We start from the raw sequence: 19,158 nt of genomic DNA, 5'->3' as shown, positions 1-19,158 counted from the left end.
TCGGCCCTGCTTACAGGGGCAAATCGCGGGCTAGGCCAGCGGACCGCCCTGGATGGTTTCGCACATGCCGTTCAGGATGCGCTCGCCAGTCTCCTCGCGCAGCCCCGCGTACCACTCTGCGGTCACCGCTGGCTCTTTGGCGTGGGTGACATCACAGCGCTTACGCGCCTTCAGCACCAGGTCCTTTACCCGCCCGGCGCGCTTGTCCTGATAGCGCAGCAGCGCATCTTCAATGCCCAGCGAATTGCTGTGCAGCATCATCGCCAGCACTACCGCATCCTCCATCGCCGCACAGCCGCCCTGGCCGATATCCGGCGTGGTGCTGTGTGCCGCATCGCCCAGCAGCGCTACCCGGCCTTTAACCAGCTGCGCAAAAGGTTCGATATCGTGGATCTCCACGCGGTTAGTGGTTTCCGGGTTCAGCCGTTCGATCAGCTGCTGCACCGGCGCGGCCCAGCCGGAGAAATACCCCTTCAGATCGCCGCGCAGGGTGCTGCGGTCTTGCGCCAGCCCTTTTGGCAGCGGCACGTCGAAGAAGAAATAGAAGCGGTTGCCCGCTACCGGCATCAGCGAAACGCGCTTGCCTTCACCGACAAAGGTGGTCCACTGGTCGCCCGGAGCCAGTGATTCATCAATCTCCACCAGGCCGTTCCAGTTTACGTAGCCCGCGTAACGGCGCTCGGTGGCATAACCCAGCACGTGCTGGCGGATCGCCGAGTGGGTGCCGTCGCAGGCGATCAGCAGGTCGCCGTGTGCTTCAGAGCCATCGTCGAAGTAAGCAGTGACACCGTCACTTTTTTCTTCCACGCTGACCACCCGTTTGCCGAACTGAACAGAGTCGCGCCCCCAGGTATCCAACAGCATCGCCTGAAGCTCGGCACGCGCTACCGGATACGGGCGCTCGCCGGAATCCTTAACCAGCGGGTCAAGGCTGAAGCGGGTCAGCGTTTCCGCGCTGTACCCATCTTTGTAGGCCATCATCTGCATCGGACCGCCAATGGCGCGCAGGGCTTCTCTCATCCCCAGATAGTTGAGGCATTTCACTCCGTTTGGCCACACTGAGATCGCCGCACCTACCGGTTTGATCTCTTTCACCGCCTCGAACACCTCGCACTCAATGCCGCCGCGCCGCAGCGCAATCGCCGCACACATACCGCCAATACCGGCACCTATGATAATTGCTTTCATCTGTCTCTCCTTTGCGTCATGAGTAAATAAAAGCAATTTCCATACCAGTTTCTTATGAGACAAAAAGTGCCGCCAGCAGGCGAACAATGCGGTTGTTGAAACAAAGGTTGCAGGATAGTGGCGAACAAATACGGTGCAGTGCACCACGGCGGTGCTTATCGGGTGAAACATTCGTTCTCAGAGAGGCCCTTTTTACTGGCATTTTTTGTGATATTTGCCACAGTAGCATTTCAACGTTAAAGGAGATGCGGCCATGACCATCATTGCCTGCCTGCACGCGGCCAGAAGTAATATAGAAGTGTTCGAGCAGGCGCTCGGCGCGCTCGGCTATGAAGACGTCCAGCTGCTGCACCGGGTGGAGAGTGAACTTTTTGAACAAGCCATTGAGCAGCAGCAGGTCACCCCGGAGATCGCAGCCGCCACGCGCCAGGCCATTGAAGAGCTGTGTCAGCAGGCGGATGCGGTGATTGTCACCTGCACCACGCTTGGGGTGGCAGCATACGAGATCGCGTTCAGCAAACCGGTGGTGCGCATTGATGCCACGCTGGCGAAAATCGCCTCGCGCTATCACGGCACGATACTGGTGCTCTGCACCGCCAGCTCGACGCTGGCCTCCACCACCCAGCTATTTAGCGCCTTTATTCCCGGTGAACGGCTGGTGATCGAACTGATCCCGCGCGCGTGGGCCTGGTTCAATCAGGGCGACATTGACGGCTATCATCAGGAAATTGCGCACTATATTCAGCAACGTCCGGAATGCACCCTGGGCTGTATCGTGCTGGCGCAGGCGTCGATGAGCGGGGCGGAGCGCTTTATTAACAGTACGCTGGCGGTGCTGAGTGGTCCGCAGGTCAGCCTGCAGGCCGCGATTGATGCCAGCCACTGATTGCCTGAAGCGGGCGCGGGCCACGCCGGCGGCGTAAAGGAAAAAAAAGGGTGAGTTGCTGAAAAAATTCTTTATGCTGTGCTCACCACTTTGTTGCGAAACTGTTATCAGGTAAAAAATGTTCGATTTGACCCTCGCTATTCTGCTGTTCCTTGCCGCCCTGAGCTACTTCAGCCACAACCTCACCGTCACCATTGCGCTGCTGGTGCTGGTTGCCATTCGCATGACGCCGCTGCAGCAAACCTTCCCGTGGATTGAGAAGCAGGGCGTCACGGTGGGGATCATCATCCTGACCATTGGCGTGATGGCGCCGATTGCCAGCGGTTCGCTGCCATCCACCACGCTGATGCACTCTTTCCTGAACTGGAAATCGCTGCTGGCAATCGCGGTGGGCATTTTTGTTTCCTGGGTTGGCGGGCGCGGCGTGCAGCTGATGAGCAGCCAGCCTACCGTCGTTGGTGGGCTGCTGATCGGCACCATTATCGGCGTCTCGCTGTTTCGCGGCGTGCCGGTCGGGCCGCTGATTGCCGCCGGGCTGGTGTCGCTGATGATCGGGAAATCCTGACCAGATATGTTATCCTGCCGCCCAATTTTTTACTGACAGAGAAAAGCCGTGAGCACCAAACAGGACAAACGTAATAAACGCGCCAAACTGAAAGCCAAACAGGCCAATAAGGCCCGCGCCCACGGACGCCAGCTGGATGCCGTTGGCCGCCAGAACTACGTCGCCACCCCGGAGATGCTGGAACTGTTCGCCACCTTACCGTCCCTCGATGAAAGTGGTGATATGCCCTTTGTCGGCGATATTTACCGCTGGTCGCGGGCCGAATATCAGTTTGACGGCAGCAATGAAGAGGGCGAGCAGCTGCAGGTTGCGGCTCTGTGCGTGATGTACATTCACTGGGCCACCAGCGACGGTGCCGATACGCTGGTGCAGAATGAACTGATCGAGGCGGCATTGCGCCTGGTCGAAGAGAACGAGGCATTTAAGCAGCGTTACCAGCAGGCCGAAGCGGACGCCCGGGCGGAAAAGATCTAAAAAAAGGCAGGTTCCTAAAGGAGCCTGCCATTCTTCGAGCCAACCCTACATCAATACGGTTTTTGAGGGGCTATATTGCGCTTAACCCGGATAGATCCCGCGATCCTTACGTGCCATCAGGATGCGCTCGCACGCCACGATATAGGCTGCGGTGCGCAGGCTGCACGTCTTCTCACGCGCTTTATCCCAGACGTGGACCATCGCTTCGGTCATAAGCTTATCCATGCGCTCATTAATTTCGTCCTCGCTCCAGAAGAAGCTGGCCATATCCTGCACCCACTCAAAGTAGCTGACGGTTACGCCCCCGGCGTTACACACGACGTCCGGCACGACGGTAATACCGCGTGAGGCCAGCACGTCATCGGCTTCCGGGAAGGTTGGGCCGTTTGCGCCTTCCAGCACGATGCGGCAGTGCAGTTTTTCCGCGCGCTGACGGGTGATCTGACCTTCCAGCGCGGCAGGGATCAGAATCTCCATTTCCACGTCCCAGAATGCCTCATCGCTGATAACGTCTGCGCCGCTGAATCCGGCAATCTTTTTATTGGCTGCCTGCCACTCGCTCAGCGCGACCAGGTCGATGCCTGCCGCGTTGAACAGCGTGGCGCTGTGGTCCTGAATCGCTACCACGCGCGCCCCGGCATCGTTAAACAGGCGCGCTGCTTCGCTACCGACGTTACCAAAGCCCTGCACGGCAACTCGCGCACCTTCAATTTCAATGCCGCTGCGGCGTGCCACTTCACGGCCGGTAATAAATACGCCGCGCCCGGTGGCTTTTTCGCGCCCCAGTGAACCACCAAGGTGGATAGGCTTACCGGTCACCACGCCCGTGATGGTGGTGCCGTGATTCATTGAATAGGTGTCCATCATCCACGCCATCACTTTGGCGTTGGTGCCAACGTCCGGCGCAGGAATATCTTTTTGCGGGCCGATGATCAGGCCAATTTCGCTGGTGTAGCGGCGCGTCAGGCGCTCGAGCTCGCCTTCCGACAGCGCAAAGGGGTCAACGCGGATCCCGCCCTTGGCGCCGCCATACGGCAGGTTAACCGCCGCACATTTGATCGTCATCCACGCAGAAAGCGCCATGACTTCATTAAGATCCACATTAGGATGGTAACGAATACCGCCTTTACCCGGGCCGCGCGACAGGTTGTGCTGCACGCGGAAGCCTTCGAAGTGGCGGATGCTGCCGTCGTCCATTTGCAGCGGAATGTCTACAATCAGTGCACGTTTCGGATGACGCAGGGTATCCACCCAGCGCGACAGGTCGCCGAGATACGGCGCGACGCGATCGATCTGCTGCAGATAGGTTGACCAGGCCGTCTTGCTGCCTTCAGAAACGTAAGAGAGCTTTTCCATAACAAACCTTCATATGTGTAGAGCCTGTCCGTCAGGGGCAAATGCCGTGCGGGGAGCTCTTAGTTATAAATACTGTCATACCGTGGATGACTCAGTGAATCTCACTAAGTCGCCGCTAATTTAACATCAAAAAAAGGTTTCAAAGTTTTTAAATAAATGTGAAATCCTGTGTTTTAAGCACAATCCAGCATGACTAACTGCATAGTTAGCGGGTAAACCTGCGCTGACTTTACAGACCGACAGTTGGCAGGCGGTAGTTATGCAGATAAACTGCATATCTGGTTTTTTCTTTATATTTTTCAGAAATTTGAATGCGATCAAACTTTGGCGGTAATGACTGTTTTTCCCATTGTTTAAGCATAAATCGGCCATCACCCCACCACCACAGGAGAAGTCACCATGTTAATGGATGCAGAACAGGTCAGGCAGAATTTTCCACTGGTTAATCAGCTGTGTGCCTTACAACCGGTTACCTGGTTCAACCCTAAAGCCACGACGCTGGCACAGGGCTATGCGCACGTCGGCCTGACGCGTGAACAGGTGGTGGACGCCAGCGCCCGGCTGGCGCGTTTTGCCCCTTACCTGATGCAGGTATTCCCGGAAACGCGCGCCAGCAACGGCATCATTGAGTCGGAAATTTGCCCGCTGACCCGCTTACAACCGGTGCTTGATGCACGCTATCAGCACGCGCTGCCCGGCAGTTTGTGGTTAAAGAAAGATAGCCACCTGCCGGTATCGGGCTCGATTAAGGCCCGCGGCGGCATCTATGAAGTGCTGGCGCATGCGGAAAAGCTGGCAATCAATGCCGGGCTGCTGAAGGAGACGGATAACTATGCCTGCCTTGCCTCCGCGCCGCTGCGCCAGTTTTTCAGCCAGCGGCGTATTGCCGTCGGCTCGACCGGAAATCTTGGCCTGTCGATCGGGATTATGAGTGCCAGCCTCGGTTTTGATGTCACGGTCCACATGTCGGCGGATGCGCGCGCGTGGAAAAAGCAGAAGCTGCGCGAGCACGGCGTAAAGGTGGTGGAGTATCAGCAGGATTACGGCGTGGCGGTGGCGGAAGGGCGCCGTCAGGCCGAGTCCGACCCGCACTGTTTCTTTATCGACGACGAGAATTCCCACAACCTGTTTCTTGGCTATGCGGTGGCCGGGGAGCGGCTGAAGCAGCAGTTTGCTGCGGAAAATATCCGGGTTGATGCACAGCATCCGCTGCTGGTCTATCTGCCGTGCGGCGTCGGCGGTGGCCCCGGCGGCGTGGCGTTTGGCCTTAAGCTGGCCTTTGGCGACAGCGTTCACTGCATCTTTGCCGAGCCGACGCACTCTCCGTGCATGCTGCTGGGCGTACACACTGGCCTGCATGATGAGATCGCGGTACAGGATCTGGGAATCGACAACCGTACCGCAGCGGACGGTCTGGCGGTCGGGCGCGCCTCCGGTTTTGTCGGCCGCGCAATGGAGCGATTGCTGAGCGCCTTTTATACTCTCAGTGATGAAGAAATGTACGCGCTGCTCGGGCTGCTGTATCAGCATGAACAGCTGGCGCTGGAACCGTCGGCGCTGGCGGGAATGGCAGGGCCGTGGCGTATCAGCGCGCAGCCTGAAAAGCTGGCTCAGCAGGGCATCAGTGCAGCGGCGCTGGCCGGTGCGACGCACTTAGTCTGGGCGACCGGCGGCGGCATGGTGCCGCCTGCGGAGATGGCGCAGTATCAGGCCAGTGCACTAAAAGCGCTTAATCCGTAAGCAACTGGCGCTTACAGAGTAAGCCGAAGCGGCAGATCGGCGCTTCCGCACTTTGCCTGAACCGCTTTACGCGCTATTCTGACGCCCTTATTTCATGAGAAAGTTAATGAAAAAGTTAATGAAAAAGTTTCATAAACTGAGGTCAATATGATTATTAAACCACGCATCCGTGGCTTCATCTGTATTACTGCCCATCCGGCGGGTTGCAAAGCTAACGTCAAAAAACAGATCGAATACGTCACCCAACAGGGCGAGATCGCTTCCGGCCCGAAAAAAGTTCTGGTGATTGGCGCCTCGACGGGTTACGGCCTGGCGGCGCGTATCTCTGCGGCGTTTGGCTGCGGTGCAGATACGCTGGGCGTGTTCTTTGAACGTGCCGGCGAAGAGAATAAAACCGCCACCGCAGGCTGGTACAACTCTGCGGCGTTCGAAGAGTTTGCCGAGGAGAAAGGCCTGTATGCCAAAAGCATCAACGGTGACGCCTACTCCGACGCGGTGAAACAGAAAACCATTGAGATGATTAAGCAGGATCTGGGTCAGGTTGACCTGGTGGTTTACAGCCTGGCCGCGCCACGCCGTACCCACCCAACCACCGGTGAAGTGTTTAACTCTACCCTGAAGCCAATCGGCAAGCCGTTGGTGACCCGTGGGCTGAACACCGATAAAGAAACCATCACCGACGTCTCCCTGGAACCGGCTTCTCAGGAAGAGATCGAAGGCACCGTCGCGGTTATGGGTGGTGAAGACTGGCAGATGTGGATCGACGCGCTGATGGAAGCGGGTGTGCTGGCCGACGGCGCTAAAACTACTGCCTTCACCTATCTGGGCGAGCAGATCACCCATGATATCTACTGGAACGGCTCAATTGGTGAAGCGAAGAAAGATCTCGATAAACGCGTTCTTTCCATTCGCGACAAGCTGGCCGCGCACGGTAAGGGCGACGCACGCGTTTCCGTACTGAAAGCGGTAGTGACCCAGGCCAGTTCGGCTATCCCGGTAATGCCGCTTTATCTTTCACTGCTGTTCAAAGTGATGAAAGAGAAAGGCACCCACGAAGGCTGCATCGAGCAGGTCTACGGCCTGTTTAAAGACAGCCTGTATAGTGCTTCGCCGATCCTCGATGACACCGGCCGCCTGCGTGCCGATTATAAAGAGCTGCAGCCTGAAGTTCAGGACGAGGTTTCCGCACTGTGGCCAACCGTCACTGACGAAAACCTGAACCAGCTGACTGACTTCATCGGTTACAAAACCGAGTTCATGCATCTGTTCGGCTTTGGTCTGGACGGCGTGGATTACGAAGCGGATGTTAATCCGGACGTAAAAATTAAGAACCTGGTGCAGATGTAATTCTGACCACGTTAAGCCCGGCGGCGCAGGGTATCGCGCCGCCAGCTATTGACCAGCCCTCAGCATCCAACCCGGTAAAACAGCGCTCCCAGCTGATATTGCCCTGCTATACCGCCAAAAACCCTTCCTTCCCTGAAATTCCCCACCAAAGATCGGCTTTTCAATTCAGTCATTTACAGAAAAATACGCGCAGGCAAAATAGCGCTTATTTTCACTCTTTGCGTGAACCATGTCCGACGAAGCGCTCCACCAGCAAATCCACAACCTGAAAAAACACAATGCGCGCCTGAAGCGTATTGCCCATGACGCCCGCCATAAGCTGAATGCGGCGCTGGACGGCACCGGGCTGTGTCTGTGGCAGCTGGATATCCCCAGCGGCAAGCTGGTGATCTTCAACCGCCGCTGGGGGTCAATGCTGGGCTTCCAGCCGAAGGAGCTGAGTGCGCAATTTGCCGTGTGGCGCGAACATCTGCACCCGGAGGATGCGCAGGAAGTGCTGAAGGCGTTTTATGACCATATCGAGGGGCGCGCACCCTATTATGAGGCGCTGCACCGGATGATCGCCAAGAACGGTAAGATCACCTGGGTGCTGGACCGCGGGCGCGTCAGCGAATGGGACGAGCAGGGTAACGCGCTGAAGGTGACCGGTACTCATATTGATATGACCAAAGAGAAGCAGTACGAAGCCCAGCTCTCGGCGCTGGCGCATCACGATCCGCTAACCGGCCTTACCAACCGCCACGCGCTGCAACACCATTTCAGCCAGATGAAAACGCAGGGTCCGCTGTGCCTTGCCTATATCGACCTCGACAACTTTAAGCACGTTAATGACACGCTCGGCCACCGCAGCGGTGATGAGGTGCTGATCCAGCTCAGCCAGCGTATGCGTGACGCGGTGCCGCCCGCCGTGGTGATTAGCCGGATCGGCGGCGATGAGTTTGTGCTGCTGCTGCCTTACCTGATCGGTTATCCCAAAGTACGCATTGCGGCGCAGGCCGTGCTGGATGCGGCGCTGACGCCGTTCGAGCTCGATAACGGCCTGGCGCAGATTGGCGCATCGGTCGGTATTGCTGAGGTGAAGGAATCTGATGATTTTGGCGCGGCGCTGATGCGCGCCGATGAAGCGATGTACAACGTAAAGCGTAATGGCAAGCAGGGCTTTGGTTTGGCTGCAATAGAGTGACTGGCCAAATATCCTTATTAATCATTATCGTTTTCGGCAGTTAAGGAACTTTCTCATGGCAGGGGGCTTGAGCGGCTCACTATACTGAAAGCCAATTCAGAAGAAGGATGCTCGAATGAAATCTATTAAATTATCTAAATTAGCAGGTTCATTATCTCTGGTGCTGGCCCTCTCTGGTACGGCGACAGCGGCAGGCGCAGCGGAAGTCACTACTCCTGCGGCAGCGGCACCCGCCACGCAGAAAGTCTCGCTGTTGAACGGCGACTTAACTTTTGACCTGAAAGGTTATCAGCAGCAGCCAATGCCGGGTGGCGCACCGGGCAAGATGTACGTCAGCCAGGCGGAAAAGCGCGTGATTATCCTCGGTGAGGACAATGTCCCCGTTGTGGCGCGAGGCGGCACCGATGCGGACTTCCTCAACGGTATGAAGTCGATTAAGGATAAACAGAAGCAGGCATCGCCGGATTATAAGGTGATCAGCGAGAAGACCGAGAAGGTCAAAGGGCTGGACGTTTATCACATTGAAGCCACTGACAAGATGGATGGCAAAGGCGTGCAGCAGGCGACGCTGCTCTCCACCGCCGATAACAAGTTTGTGGTTATCCAGGTGCTTTCCGGCGCCAGCGACAAAACCGGCCATGCCGCCGCGGTGAACAGCATTCTCGGGAAGTAAGGATGATTTCAGGGCTCGCCGTCGTTAGATCCCTTTAGGCTGGAGCCCTCCCAGCGGGTCGGGCATGCCCGACCCCTACATCGGCCGGGTAATCCGGCTAGTCCTGATTGCCAGCATCCGTTAGTGCCTCTAAAAATCCAACGTCATCGCGCTGCCGACAAGCGTAGCCCGTCACGCGTAGTGGCCGACCTTCTTTTCCGGTCGGCCTTTTTACAGGCGGGTGAGAGCATATACGTAATCAGCCTGACCCCTGGCACACTTGTGCAGCTAACGCTTTTCTTGATGAGCACTGAGAAATCGATCGGGTCGACCAAACCGCGGTCGGCCCTAAACTGCTATCGCAACAGCAATTCAATCACATCAAATTATATCGCGCGTCCGGCAGCAGCTTCTCCGGCAGCGGGTGCTGGTTATCCATCTCGCACAGGGTGCGTTCGATGTGGTTACAGATGGCATTCAGCGGCAGGTCGTTAGCGGAGGTGCCAAAGGGGTCTTCCAGCTCTTCCGCCAGCGATTCCAGCGACAAAAAGGTATAAGAGATAAACACCGAGACCAGCGGCGTCATGTAGTGCAGGTCTGCCACCAGCGCGAACGGCAGCAGGGTGCAGAACAGGTACACCGTGCGATGCACAATCAGGCTGTAGGCAAACGGGATCGGCGTGGTGCTGATGCGCTCGCAGCCGCCAAGAATATGCGACAGCTCATTCAGATTATTATCCATGCCGTTATACAGCAGGTCGCTAATCAGCCCTTTTTCGCGCTGGTCCGCCAGCCACGCGCCCATGCACAACAGCAGGCGGCCGGTCCTGAACGGGCTGGCCAGCACCTCTTCCCGCCACTTTTCCGGGGCCAGGCGGCGGATATCATCGCTGGCATCGGTGCTGCGCAGCTGATGCTTCAGGCTCCAGCTAAAGGCCTTCAGCAGCGCGCTGAATTCGCTCACTGCCGCCGGGTCGCTGCGCAGCGCGCCTTTCGCCTGGCGCAGCAGCGAACGCTGGGTAATCAGCAGCGCCCCCCAGAGGGTTCGCGCCTCAACAAAGCGCGCATAGCTGGCGCTATTGCGAAAGCCAAGAAAGATAGCAATCGCCACCCCCAGCAGGCTGAACGGCGCGGTGGTCAGCTTCACCCCCAGCGTTTCATACCACTGAAAGCAGATCACCGCGAATATCGCCATCATCAGATTGAGGCTCAGGCGAAACAGAATTTTTTGCAGCACCGCGCCGTGCCATGAGAACAGGCGCGGAAACCAGTGCTGATGCGGGCGAACAATCATGGCGGCAGGATCCTGAAGTCAGCAAAAGAGAACATCATATTAACCAAAGCGCGACATCATACTCCGCTGCTGGTGCGGGTAAAACCCTCACCGCCCGGCAGTTTGCCGTAATGCGGCATTACAAAGGGGATATTGATATTTAATTCCGTCGCGGATTTATGAAAATCTGGCGTCATATCTTATGACGAGGGAGTAGTAAAATGAGCCAGAATCCACAACGGATCAAACTTGGTCTGATGCTGCAGGGCGCCGGTGGTTTTATGAATGCGTGGCGCCATCATCGTGTCCCGGCCGATGCCAGCGTCAACGTTAGCTGGTATCACCAGCTGGCACGCCAGGCGGAGGATGCCGGGCTGGACTTCCTGTTTGTCGCCGACGGGCTGCACATCAATGAAAAATCGCTGCCGCACTTCCTTAACCGTTTCGAGCCGGTGGCGCTGCTCTCCTCCCTGGCCTCGGTCACCGAACGCATCGGGCTGGCCGGGACCATCTCCACCTCCTACAGCGATCCGTTTACCGTCGCACGCCAGCTGGCAACGCTCGACCTGCTCAGCCACGGGCGCGCAGGCTGGAACGTGGTGACCTCGCCGCTGGAAGGCTCGGCGCGCAACTTTGGTAAAACACACCCGGAGCACGGCCAGCGTTACCAGATAGCGCGTGAATATATTGAGGTGGTGCAGGGGCTGTGGAACAGCTGGGAAGAGGATGCATTTATCCGTGACAAGCAGAGCGGCGAGTTTTTTGACGCCAGCAAGCTGCACAAGCTGAATCATCAGGGCGACCACTTCTCGGTTGAAGGGCCGCTTAATATTCAGCGCTCCCCGCAGGGGCAGCCGGTGATCTTCCAGGCGGGCGCCTCTGAGTCCGGTATTCGCCTGGCGGCGGCGACGGCTGACGCGGTGTTTACCAACGCGCGCACGCTGGAGGAAGCCGAAGGTTACGCCGCCAGCCTGCGTGAACAGGTGGCGCAGCAGGGGCGTGACGCGGTGGGAATTTTTCCCGGCATCAGCCCGATTATTGGCGCCACGGAACAGGAAGCCGAGGAGAAATATCAGTATCTGCTCTCCCTGCTGACGCTGGAGCAGGCGCTGAACTACCTTGGGCGCTTCTTTGACCATCACGACTTCAGCCAGTATGATCCGGATGCGCCTTTCCCGCAGCTGGGTAGCCTGGGCGAGAACAGCTTCCGTTCCACCACCGATCAGATCAAACGACTGGCGGCAGAAGAAAAGTTAACGCTGCGCGAGGTTGCGCTGCGCACCACGCTGCCAAAAGGCGAGTTTTTTGGCACGCCAGAGCAGGTGGCCGACACCTTTATCCGCTGGGTTGAGCAGGGTGGCGCCAGCGGATTTATCATCTGCGGCCCGGTGCTGAACGAAGCGCTGGAAGACGTGGTGCGCTACGTGCTGCCGATCCTCGAAGCCCGCGGTTACTGGCATCAGGACGACAGCCGCACGCTGCGCGAAAGGCTGGGCATCGCCAGGCGCGACCACCACAATCGTCAGACTCATCACGCTGCGTGACGCATAGCGGCATAAGCTTTCCCTTCATTCACCCGCGCTTAGCGGTTATGCTAAGCGTTATCCACGCCCTAACCTCAGAGAAATACAATGAATATCGTTATCCGCCGCGCCGAACGCCCGGACGCTAAACTGATCCTCGCGATGATCGCCGAGCTGGCCGAATATGAGAAAGCGCTACATGAAGTGGTCGCCAGCCAGCAGGACATCGAAGAGTCGCTGTTCGCTGCGGAGAGCAAATCAGAAGCGCTAATCTGCGAAATCGACGGTGAGGCGGCGGGCTACGCGGTGTTCTTTACCAGCTACTCTACCTGGCTGGGCAAAAACGGTATTTATCTTGAAGATCTCTACGTCTCCCCGCGTTTTCGCGGCCATAAAGCCGGTAAAACCCTGCTGCGCCATATCGCCCAGCTGGCGGTCGCGCGCAATTGCGGTCGCCTGGAGTGGAGCGTGCTCGACTGGAACCAGCCTGCCATCGACTTCTACAAAAGCCTCGGCGCGGTTCCGCAGAATGAGTGGGTGCGCTACCGCATGGAAGGCAAGGTGCTGACGGATTTCGCTGAATCCTGAGAGGACGGAGTCACGTCTAAGCCGCTGCGCCGCAAGGAACAGCGGTTTTTTTATGCCATGAGGGCGGCTTTAGCAGAAAGTTCCGCAGGTTAATGTAAATTATTCAATTAGTGTATTGATAATTATTATCGTCTGTATATGATGTCGCAAATTATAAAAGAACGACTTGCCCCGCGCATCGCATTTTCGGGGCCATTAACCTGTTTCATCGGAAAGCACTGTTGAGCAAATACCAATAATTAAATCAGGTATTTATCATGCTCAAATTTTCGTCCCGCCAGGGGCTACTGCAGACATCGCTCGTCATGGGAACTTTACTCACCGCCACCGTCAGCAGCGCTGCGGAGCAGGGTGACGAGACCGCACAAACAGCACCGAACGCCAGCAGCCAGAAACCGTCCGATGCCGCCAGGCCGAAAGATGATGCGGTGATGACCGTGTTGTCGCCGGCGGTGAAAAACGTCGCCGGCAGCAAAATCACGCTCAGCGCGGCGGAGATGCAGCAGCGCGGCGGCAACGACTTTGGCACCATCATGCGTTATGAAACGCTGATCGGTGCGGTCGGCAGCAGCGGTGGCTCCACCAGCGGTAAAAGCGGCTTTGACCGCAGCGGCTACACCGGCTACAACATCCGTGGTCTGGAAGGCAACCGCATCGCGATGGACGTTGACGGCATCCCGCAGCCGGACGCGACCGGGCGCAGCTACGCCAGCCGTGCCGGGGTAAATACCTTCGGTATCGGTCGCGACTACGTGGATCCTTATCTTTACGGCCAGGTCGACATCGAAGTCGGCGCAACCTCTACGGCGCGCAGCAATAACGCACTCGGTGGCTCCGTCTCCTTCCTGCCGAAATCTGCCGATGACTACCTGGCGCCGTCAAAACCGACCTACTTTGGCTACCAGAGCGATTACGACTCCTCCAACCGCAGCTGGCACAACGGCATTACCGCGGCGATGGGCGATGAAACCCTGCGCGGACTGGTGGCTTACAGCCGCCGCGACGGGCAGGAGACGCGCAACAACAGCGGCGAGCGGGATGCTTACCCGGCTAACTGGCACTCCGATGCGTTTCTCGCCTCCGGCATCTGGCAGCCCAGCGACGAGCACAAGCTGATAGCTACCGTCGATCTCTACAACAAGGTGAACCACACCCGTTACGACAGCTGGAACACCGCCGGCACAGCGGTACTGGGCGATGCCAATCAGCAGAGCAATACCCGCCGCTGGGGCATCAGCCTGAAAGATGAGTGGACGCCGGCAAACGCGTGGATCGACAGCCTGAGCAATAAGGTCTACTACCAGAAAACCGAAGCGCACGACAACACCCTGATGCCGCTGGATGCGTCATCCATGCAGCGCGTCTATTCTGACTACAACGTTGAAACGGTGGGCTACGAAGCCCAGCTGGCGAAAAGCATTGGCCGTCACGATCTGCTCGCCGGGGTCAATGCCCGTCTGGCCGATGCGGAGCGTCCATTCAGCCAGTCCCCGGCGCAGACCTCGTTCAATAAGATCACCAAACCCCAGGGCGACAGCCGCACCGTGGTTCTGGGTGGTTTCGTGCAGGACACCATTCAGTTCGATCTCGACGGTCACGGCTTTGCGGTAGTGCCCGGCGTGCGCGTGGCACATCAGGAAACCAAACCGCAGAACCTCGATAACCTCGCCGCCGGCACCGACGTGCTGACCGGGGCCGATGCCGAAGCGCTGTACGGTAAAACCAACAGCGACACGCAGGTGCTGCCGTCCATCAGCTTCAACTACGACATCACGCCAAAGCTGATGACCTATGTGCAGTACAAGCGCGGGGCGCAGTTCCCGAATGCCAGCCAGCTGTACGGCTCGTGGAACCTCGGCTCCAACTACCTGGCCGGCCGCCAGTACGCGCTGATCGGCAACACCGATCTCGATACCGAAACCAGCAACAACGTTGAGTGGGGCGTAAAGGGCGAAGCCACGCCAGGGGTCACCTTCAGCGGCGCGATGTTCTATAACAGCTATAAAAACTTTATTGCCTATACCCGCTACAGCCGCGCCACCAACCCGGAGAAATTCGCCAACGTGCCGTCGAATATCGCCACCACTTATCAGGCGGAAAACCGCGATAAAGCCTATATCTGGGGCGGCAACATCAGTAGCAAAATCAACTACGGCACCTGGTTTGAAGCGGTTAATGGTCTGAACAGCACCTTCGCGCTGGGGTACAGCAAAGGGCAGTCGAAGTCCAGCTATGCGGGCGACAAGTATGTTGACCTCGACAGCGTGGCACCGATGAAAGCCGTGGTCGGCGTCGGCTGGGACGACCCGGCGCAGCGCTTTGGTGCCAATGTCACCGCAACCTTTGTGAAGGGCAAGCAGGCGGAAAACACCAATCGCAACAGCTTCAACAACAGTGGCTCGGCGCTGACCGATGCCACTTCCGAATACCAGCGCGTGCCGGGCTACGGCATGGTGGATCTCTCCGCGTGGGTGAAGGTGACGAAGAACGTCAGGTTGAGCGGCGGTATCTATAACCTGACCGATCGCAAATACTGGGACTACCTCAGCAGCCGCGACCTGACCGGGGAGACCCCGATGGATATCAACGACCGCTCACTGGCCGTCATGCCGGGGCGTAATTTCCAGCTGGGTGTGAACGTCGATTTCTGATGTAAGGCTCAGGATTAACCATAAGGTCGGGCTTGCCCGGCCTTTTTTGTGCCTGTCAGAGCAATTGTCTGTTTTGTGATCTGGATTGTAGTACAACTTTATCCATTAGTACTACAATCCGCTCATCCACTGCCGCCGCTGACCTGCAGCTCACCGAATGGAAAATCATGACGCAAGAACAGCTAAGTAAAACCGAACGCATCATCCTGACCCTGGGCGAGGAGATCGTTTCGGGCAAATATGTTCCCGGCGGCGCGCTGCCTGCCGAAGCCGAGCTGTGCGAACGCTTTACCACCTCGCGCAATATTATTCGCGAGGTGTTTCGCTCGCTGATGGCGAAACGCCTGATGGAGATGAAGCGCTATCGCGGCGCGTTCGTCACCCTGCGCAACCAGTGGAACTACCTCGACAGCGACGTGCTGCGCTGGTCGCTGGCGCATGACGACGACCCGCGCCTGATCGCCGCCATGAACGAAGTGCGCGTGCTGGTAGAGCCGCAAATTGCGCGCTGGTCGGCGGAGCGCGCCACCTCCAGCGATCTGGCGAATATCGAGATGGCCTGGAACGAGATGGTGGCGAACCGCCGCGATCGCGATGCCTTTAACCAGGCGGATATTCGCTACCACGAAGCGGTGATGGCCTCGGTGCATAACCCGGTGCTGCAACAGCTTAACGTTGCGATTGGCGAGCTGCAAAAAGCGGTGTTTGACCGCACCTTTATGCCGGACGAAGCCAATATGCCGCGTACGCTGGAGGAGCATAAAGCTCTGCTGGATGCTATTCGCCATCAGGATGCCGATGCCGCTGAGCAGGCGGCGAAAACCATGATTGCCAGCTCAACGGGGCGCCTTAAGGAGATAATGTGAACAGCTATATCGCCATCGACTGGGGATCCACCAATTTACGCGCCTGGCACTATCAGCAGGGCGCATGTGTTGAACAGCGCCGCTCAGAGGCGGGCGTCACGCGCCTGAACGGTCGCCGCTGCGCCGAGGTGTTTGCTGAAGTGACCGCCGGCTGGCCGGTGGATGACGTGCCGGTGGTCATGGCCGGGATGGTCGGCAGCAACGCGGGCTGGCAGCCGGTGCCGTACCTTAGTTGCCCGGTGCGCTTGAGCGACATTGCCGCTCGCCTGACCCGCGTCGATAACCGTGCCTGGGTGGTGCCCGGGCTGAGCGTGCAGCGGGAGGATAACGCCAATGTCATGCGCGGTGAAGAGACGCAGCTGCTGGGCGCACTTCAGCTCGCCCCGGCGGACGTTTACGTGATGCCCGGCACCCATGCCAAGTGGGTGCAGGCCGAAGCGGACAAAATTATCGATTTTCGTACCGTCATGACCGGTGAGCTGCACCACCTGCTGTTAACGCAGTCGCTGGTGGGGGCGGGGCTGCCTGAGCAGCGTGAGGATCGCGCCGCTTTTCGCGACGGGCTGGCGATAGGCAGCAGCGACCGCTCCATTCTCTCCCGGCTGTTTGAAGTGCGTGCGGCACACGTGCTGGGGGGGCGTGACCGGGCGACGATTAGCGATTTTCTCTCCGGCCTGTTAATTGGCCACGAAGCGGCGCTGATGGCCGGGCAGTACGCGGTGAAGGCCGGGCGTCCGGTGACGATTATAGCCGGGGAGGCGCTGGCGCAACGCTATCAGCAGGCGCTGCGTTTTGTCGGCCTTAATACACAAACGCTGGCGGGCGATAGCGCCTTCCAGCATGGGATAAGGAGCATAGCCAATGAGCTGGCAGACTAAATTACCGTTAATCGCCATTTTACGCGGCATCCGCCCGCAGGAAGCGCAGGAGCATATTGCCGCGCTGATCGCCGCAGGGTTCGACGCCATCGAGATCCCACTTAACTCCCCGGAGTGGGCGGTCAGCATTAGCGAAGCCGTGCAGAACTTCAGCGATAAAGCCCTGATCGGTGCTGGAACGGTACTGAAAGTGGAGCAGGTTGAGCAGCTGGCGCAGATCAAAAGCCAGCTGGTGGTGACGCCAAATACCAACGCCGCGGTGATCCGCCGGGCGGTCGATTGCGGGATGGTGGTGGCCGCCGGGTGCGCGACCGCGACCGAAGCGTTTACCGCGCTGGAAGCCGGTGCGCAAACCCTGAAAATTTTCCCATCTTCCGCCTTTGGCCCTGACTATATCAAAGCCCTGAAGGCGGTGCTGCCTGCCGACGTTCCGGTGTTTGCCGTCGGCGGCGTGACTCCGGAAAACTTAAAAGATTTTATGGCGGCGGGCTGCATTGGCGCCGGGCTGGGCAGCGATCTCTACCGCGCCGGGCAGCCGCTGGCGCGCACCGTTGAACAGGCTCAGGCATTTATTCACGCATATAAGGACGCGTTACGATGAAAATTACCAAACTGACGACTTACCGCCTACCGCCGCGCTGGATGTTCCTCAAAATTGAAACTGACGAAGGCGTATTCGGTTGGGGCGAGCCGGTAATAGAAGGGGGCGCACGCAGCGTGGAAGCGGCGGTGCACGAGATGTCACACTATCTGATCGGCCAGGATCCGGCGCGCATCAACGATCTCTGGCAGGTCATGTATCGCGGCGGCTTCTATCGCGGTGGCCCAACCCTGATGAGCGCCATTGCGGGCATCGACCAGGCGCTGTGGGATATTAAGGGCAAAGTGCTCGGCGTCCCGGTCTATCAGCTGCTGGGCGGGCTGGTGCGCGACAGCATCAAAGCCTACAGCTGGGTCGGCGGCGACCGCCCGGCAGATGCCATCGCAGGGATCAAAAAGCTGCGCACCATCGGCTTCGACACCTTTAAGCTGAACGGCTGTGAAGAGATGGGCATTATCGATAACTCGCGTAAGATCGATACCGCCGTTAATACCGTGGCGCAGATCCGTGAAGCGTTTGGCAGTGAGATTGAGTTCGGTCTCGACTTCCACGGCCGCGTCAGTGCGCCAATGGCGAAAGTGCTGATCAAAGAGCTGGAGCCGTATCGTCCGCTGTTTATCGAAGAGCCGGTGCTGGCAGAGCAGGCGGAGTACTATCCGAAACTGGCGGCACAAACCCATATTCCGATTGCCGCCGGTGAGCGCATGTTCTCGCGCTTCGAGTTTAAACGCGTGCTGGAAGCGGGCGGTCTCGCTATTCTGCAACCCGATCTCTCCCACGCGGGCGGCATTACCGAGTGCTATAAAATTGCCGCGATGGCTGAATCTTACGATGTGGCGCTGGCGCCGCACTGCCCGCTGGGACCGATTGCGCTGGCAGCCTGCCTGCACGTCGATTTTGTCTCGCGCAATGCGGTATTCCAGGAGCAGAGTATGGGTATCCATTACAATAAGGGCGCCGAACTTCTCGACTACGTAATTAATAAAGACGACTTTAAAATGGATGGCGGTCATTTCTATCCGTTAAATAAACCCGGCCTTGGCGTAGAAATAAACGAAGAGCTGGTGATTGAGCGCAGTAAAAATGCCCCGGACTGGCGTAATCCATTATGGCGTTTCGCGGATGGTTCCGTGGCGGAATGGTAAATATCCTTCATTCTTCGAGCCGCAGATGCGTTGGCTTCACCCGCTCACCGCAGTCACATAGCTTACTATGCTGCTGGAGACTCACGGGCTTGCCGCCTTCCTGCTGCTCGAATTATTTTGGATATTAATTAAGAGTGCACAGCCATTAACGATATTAGTGGCAAAGTGTACTATTCCATTTATCCGGCAAAATTTTTTATCAAATTATTAGAAAGATAAACCTCTCACCGGGCGGGTAAATC

General features: G+C 57.8%; 17 protein-coding genes. 14 read left to right on the top strand and 3 right to left on the bottom strand.

Going from position 1 to position 19,158, the window contains the following annotated elements; all coding sequences use genetic code 11:
• Positions 1-30: 30 nt before the first annotated feature.
• The gene (gene hpxO / locus ACLI4M_RS21240; RefSeq protein ID WP_133623588.1) at positions 31-1,188 is read right to left on the bottom strand and encodes an FAD-dependent urate hydroxylase HpxO; all 1,158 of its coding nucleotides are present in this window, start codon (positions 1,186-1,188) and stop codon (positions 31-33) included.
• A gap of 253 nt (positions 1,189-1,441) precedes the next feature.
• Here hpxO and ACLI4M_RS21235 point away from each other — a divergent pair, with 253 nt between their 5' ends.
• From ACLI4M_RS21235 to ACLI4M_RS21225, 3 genes are all read left to right on the top strand, one after another.
• On the top strand, positions 1,442-2,074 hold the full coding sequence (locus tag ACLI4M_RS21235; protein ID WP_133623589.1) for a hypothetical protein: 633 nt from the start codon (positions 1,442-1,444) through the stop codon (positions 2,072-2,074).
• A gap of 118 nt (positions 2,075-2,192) precedes the next feature.
• On the top strand, positions 2,193-2,639 hold the full coding sequence (locus ACLI4M_RS21230; protein ID WP_048916071.1) for a DUF441 domain-containing protein: 447 nt from the start codon (positions 2,193-2,195) through the stop codon (positions 2,637-2,639).
• 48 nt (positions 2,640-2,687) lie between these two features.
• Positions 2,688-3,113 (top strand): hypothetical protein, encoded by a 426-nt coding sequence (locus ACLI4M_RS21225; protein ID WP_133623590.1) that lies wholly within the window; start codon positions 2,688-2,690, stop codon positions 3,111-3,113.
• Between the two features lie 81 nt (positions 3,114-3,194).
• On the opposite strand, the gene ACLI4M_RS21220 is transcribed toward ACLI4M_RS21225, so the two are convergent.
• Positions 3,195-4,469 (bottom strand): Glu/Leu/Phe/Val family dehydrogenase, encoded by a 1,275-nt coding sequence (locus tag ACLI4M_RS21220; protein WP_048916069.1) that lies wholly within the window; start codon positions 4,467-4,469, stop codon positions 3,195-3,197.
• A gap of 405 nt (positions 4,470-4,874) precedes the next feature.
• On the opposite strand from ACLI4M_RS21220, the gene ACLI4M_RS21215 reads away from it, so the two are divergent.
• From ACLI4M_RS21215 to ACLI4M_RS21200, 4 genes are all read left to right on the top strand, one after another.
• Positions 4,875-6,209, top strand: coding sequence for a D-serine ammonia-lyase (locus ACLI4M_RS21215; RefSeq protein WP_133625067.1), 1,335 nt, complete (start codon positions 4,875-4,877; stop codon positions 6,207-6,209).
• A gap of 147 nt (positions 6,210-6,356) precedes the next feature.
• Positions 6,357-7,556 carry an enoyl-ACP reductase FabV gene (fabV, locus tag ACLI4M_RS21210; RefSeq protein WP_133623591.1) on the top strand — a complete coding sequence of 400 codons (1,200 nt, stop codon included), beginning with the start codon at positions 6,357-6,359 and terminating at the stop codon, positions 7,554-7,556.
• A gap of 229 nt (positions 7,557-7,785) precedes the next feature.
• The gene (locus ACLI4M_RS21205) at positions 7,786-8,739 is read left to right on the top strand and encodes a sensor domain-containing diguanylate cyclase (protein ID WP_133623592.1); all 954 of its coding nucleotides are present in this window, start codon (positions 7,786-7,788) and stop codon (positions 8,737-8,739) included.
• 115 nt (positions 8,740-8,854) lie between these two features.
• On the top strand, positions 8,855-9,412 hold the full coding sequence (locus ACLI4M_RS21200; RefSeq protein WP_413449748.1) for a hypothetical protein: 558 nt from the start codon (positions 8,855-8,857) through the stop codon (positions 9,410-9,412).
• Positions 9,413-9,767: 355 nt separating this feature from the next.
• On the opposite strand, the gene ACLI4M_RS21195 is transcribed toward ACLI4M_RS21200, so the two are convergent.
• Positions 9,768-10,685, bottom strand: coding sequence for a bestrophin family ion channel (locus ACLI4M_RS21195; RefSeq protein ID WP_133623593.1), 918 nt, complete (start codon positions 10,683-10,685; stop codon positions 9,768-9,770).
• A 200-nt stretch (positions 10,686-10,885) separates the two neighbouring features.
• Here ACLI4M_RS21195 and ACLI4M_RS21190 point away from each other — a divergent pair, with 200 nt between their 5' ends.
• From ACLI4M_RS21190 to dgoD, 7 genes are all read left to right on the top strand, one after another.
• A complete protein-coding gene (locus ACLI4M_RS21190) occupies positions 10,886-12,208 on the top strand; it encodes an LLM class flavin-dependent oxidoreductase (protein ID WP_133623594.1) in 1,323 nt (440 codons plus the stop codon).
• Between the two features lie 87 nt (positions 12,209-12,295).
• The gene (locus tag ACLI4M_RS21185; RefSeq protein ID WP_133623595.1) at positions 12,296-12,775 is read left to right on the top strand and encodes a GNAT family N-acetyltransferase; all 480 of its coding nucleotides are present in this window, start codon (positions 12,296-12,298) and stop codon (positions 12,773-12,775) included.
• A gap of 257 nt (positions 12,776-13,032) precedes the next feature.
• A complete protein-coding gene (locus tag ACLI4M_RS21180) occupies positions 13,033-15,426 on the top strand; it encodes a TonB-dependent receptor domain-containing protein (RefSeq protein WP_133623596.1) in 2,394 nt (797 codons plus the stop codon).
• 167 nt (positions 15,427-15,593) lie between these two features.
• On the top strand, positions 15,594-16,292 hold the full coding sequence (locus ACLI4M_RS21175; protein WP_048918011.1) for a FadR/GntR family transcriptional regulator: 699 nt from the start codon (positions 15,594-15,596) through the stop codon (positions 16,290-16,292).
• A complete protein-coding gene (locus ACLI4M_RS21170; RefSeq protein ID WP_133623597.1) occupies positions 16,289-17,170 on the top strand; it encodes a 2-dehydro-3-deoxygalactonokinase in 882 nt (293 codons plus the stop codon). Before ACLI4M_RS21175 ends, ACLI4M_RS21170 begins: the two co-directional genes overlap by 4 nt.
• A complete protein-coding gene (locus tag ACLI4M_RS21165) occupies positions 17,154-17,771 on the top strand; it encodes a 2-dehydro-3-deoxy-6-phosphogalactonate aldolase (RefSeq protein WP_133623598.1) in 618 nt (205 codons plus the stop codon). Before ACLI4M_RS21170 ends, ACLI4M_RS21165 begins: the two co-directional genes overlap by 17 nt.
• On the top strand, positions 17,768-18,916 hold the full coding sequence (dgoD, locus tag ACLI4M_RS21160) for a galactonate dehydratase (protein WP_048918008.1): 1,149 nt from the start codon (positions 17,768-17,770) through the stop codon (positions 18,914-18,916). The genes ACLI4M_RS21165 and dgoD overlap by 4 nt, the downstream gene beginning before the upstream one ends.
• The last annotated feature ends 242 nt before the right edge of the window (positions 18,917-19,158 follow it).

Origin of the sequence: Erwinia sp. LJJL01, from assembly GCF_047300805.2 — a bacterium.
Classification (GTDB): domain Bacteria; phylum Pseudomonadota; class Gammaproteobacteria; order Enterobacterales; family Enterobacteriaceae; genus Erwinia; species Erwinia aphidicola.
This window is presented reverse-complemented; position numbering and strand designations above follow the sequence as displayed.

What these genes read in the sequence shown, in the direction of transcription:
- hpxO (WP_133623588.1), bottom strand. Translation starts at nt 1,188, where the DNA reads ATGAAAGCAATTATCATAGGTGCCGGTATTGGCGGTATGTGTGCGGCG.
- ACLI4M_RS21235 (WP_133623589.1), top strand. Translation starts at nt 1,442, where the DNA reads ATGACCATCATTGCCTGCCTGCACGCGGCCAGAAGTAATATAGAAGTG.
- ACLI4M_RS21230 (WP_048916071.1), top strand. Translation starts at nt 2,193, where the DNA reads ATGTTCGATTTGACCCTCGCTATTCTGCTGTTCCTTGCCGCCCTGAGC.
- ACLI4M_RS21220 (WP_048916069.1), bottom strand. Translation starts at nt 4,469, where the DNA reads ATGGAAAAGCTCTCTTACGTTTCTGAAGGCAGCAAGACGGCCTGGTCA.
- ACLI4M_RS21215 (WP_133625067.1), top strand. Translation starts at nt 4,875, where the DNA reads ATGGATGCAGAACAGGTCAGGCAGAATTTTCCACTGGTTAATCAGCTG.
- fabV (WP_133623591.1), top strand. Translation starts at nt 6,357, where the DNA reads ATGATTATTAAACCACGCATCCGTGGCTTCATCTGTATTACTGCCCAT.
- ACLI4M_RS21205 (WP_133623592.1), top strand. Translation starts at nt 7,786, where the DNA reads ATGTCCGACGAAGCGCTCCACCAGCAAATCCACAACCTGAAAAAACAC.
- ACLI4M_RS21200 (WP_413449748.1), top strand. Translation starts at nt 8,855, where the DNA reads ATGAAATCTATTAAATTATCTAAATTAGCAGGTTCATTATCTCTGGTG.
- ACLI4M_RS21195 (WP_133623593.1), bottom strand. Translation starts at nt 10,685, where the DNA reads ATGATTGTTCGCCCGCATCAGCACTGGTTTCCGCGCCTGTTCTCATGG.
- ACLI4M_RS21190 (WP_133623594.1), top strand. Translation starts at nt 10,886, where the DNA reads ATGAGCCAGAATCCACAACGGATCAAACTTGGTCTGATGCTGCAGGGC.
- ACLI4M_RS21185 (WP_133623595.1), top strand. Translation starts at nt 12,296, where the DNA reads ATGAATATCGTTATCCGCCGCGCCGAACGCCCGGACGCTAAACTGATC.
- ACLI4M_RS21180 (WP_133623596.1), top strand. Translation starts at nt 13,033, where the DNA reads ATGCTCAAATTTTCGTCCCGCCAGGGGCTACTGCAGACATCGCTCGTC.
- ACLI4M_RS21175 (WP_048918011.1), top strand. Translation starts at nt 15,594, where the DNA reads ATGACGCAAGAACAGCTAAGTAAAACCGAACGCATCATCCTGACCCTG.
- ACLI4M_RS21165 (WP_133623598.1), top strand. Translation starts at nt 17,154, where the DNA reads ATGAGCTGGCAGACTAAATTACCGTTAATCGCCATTTTACGCGGCATC.
- dgoD (WP_048918008.1), top strand. Translation starts at nt 17,768, where the DNA reads ATGAAAATTACCAAACTGACGACTTACCGCCTACCGCCGCGCTGGATG.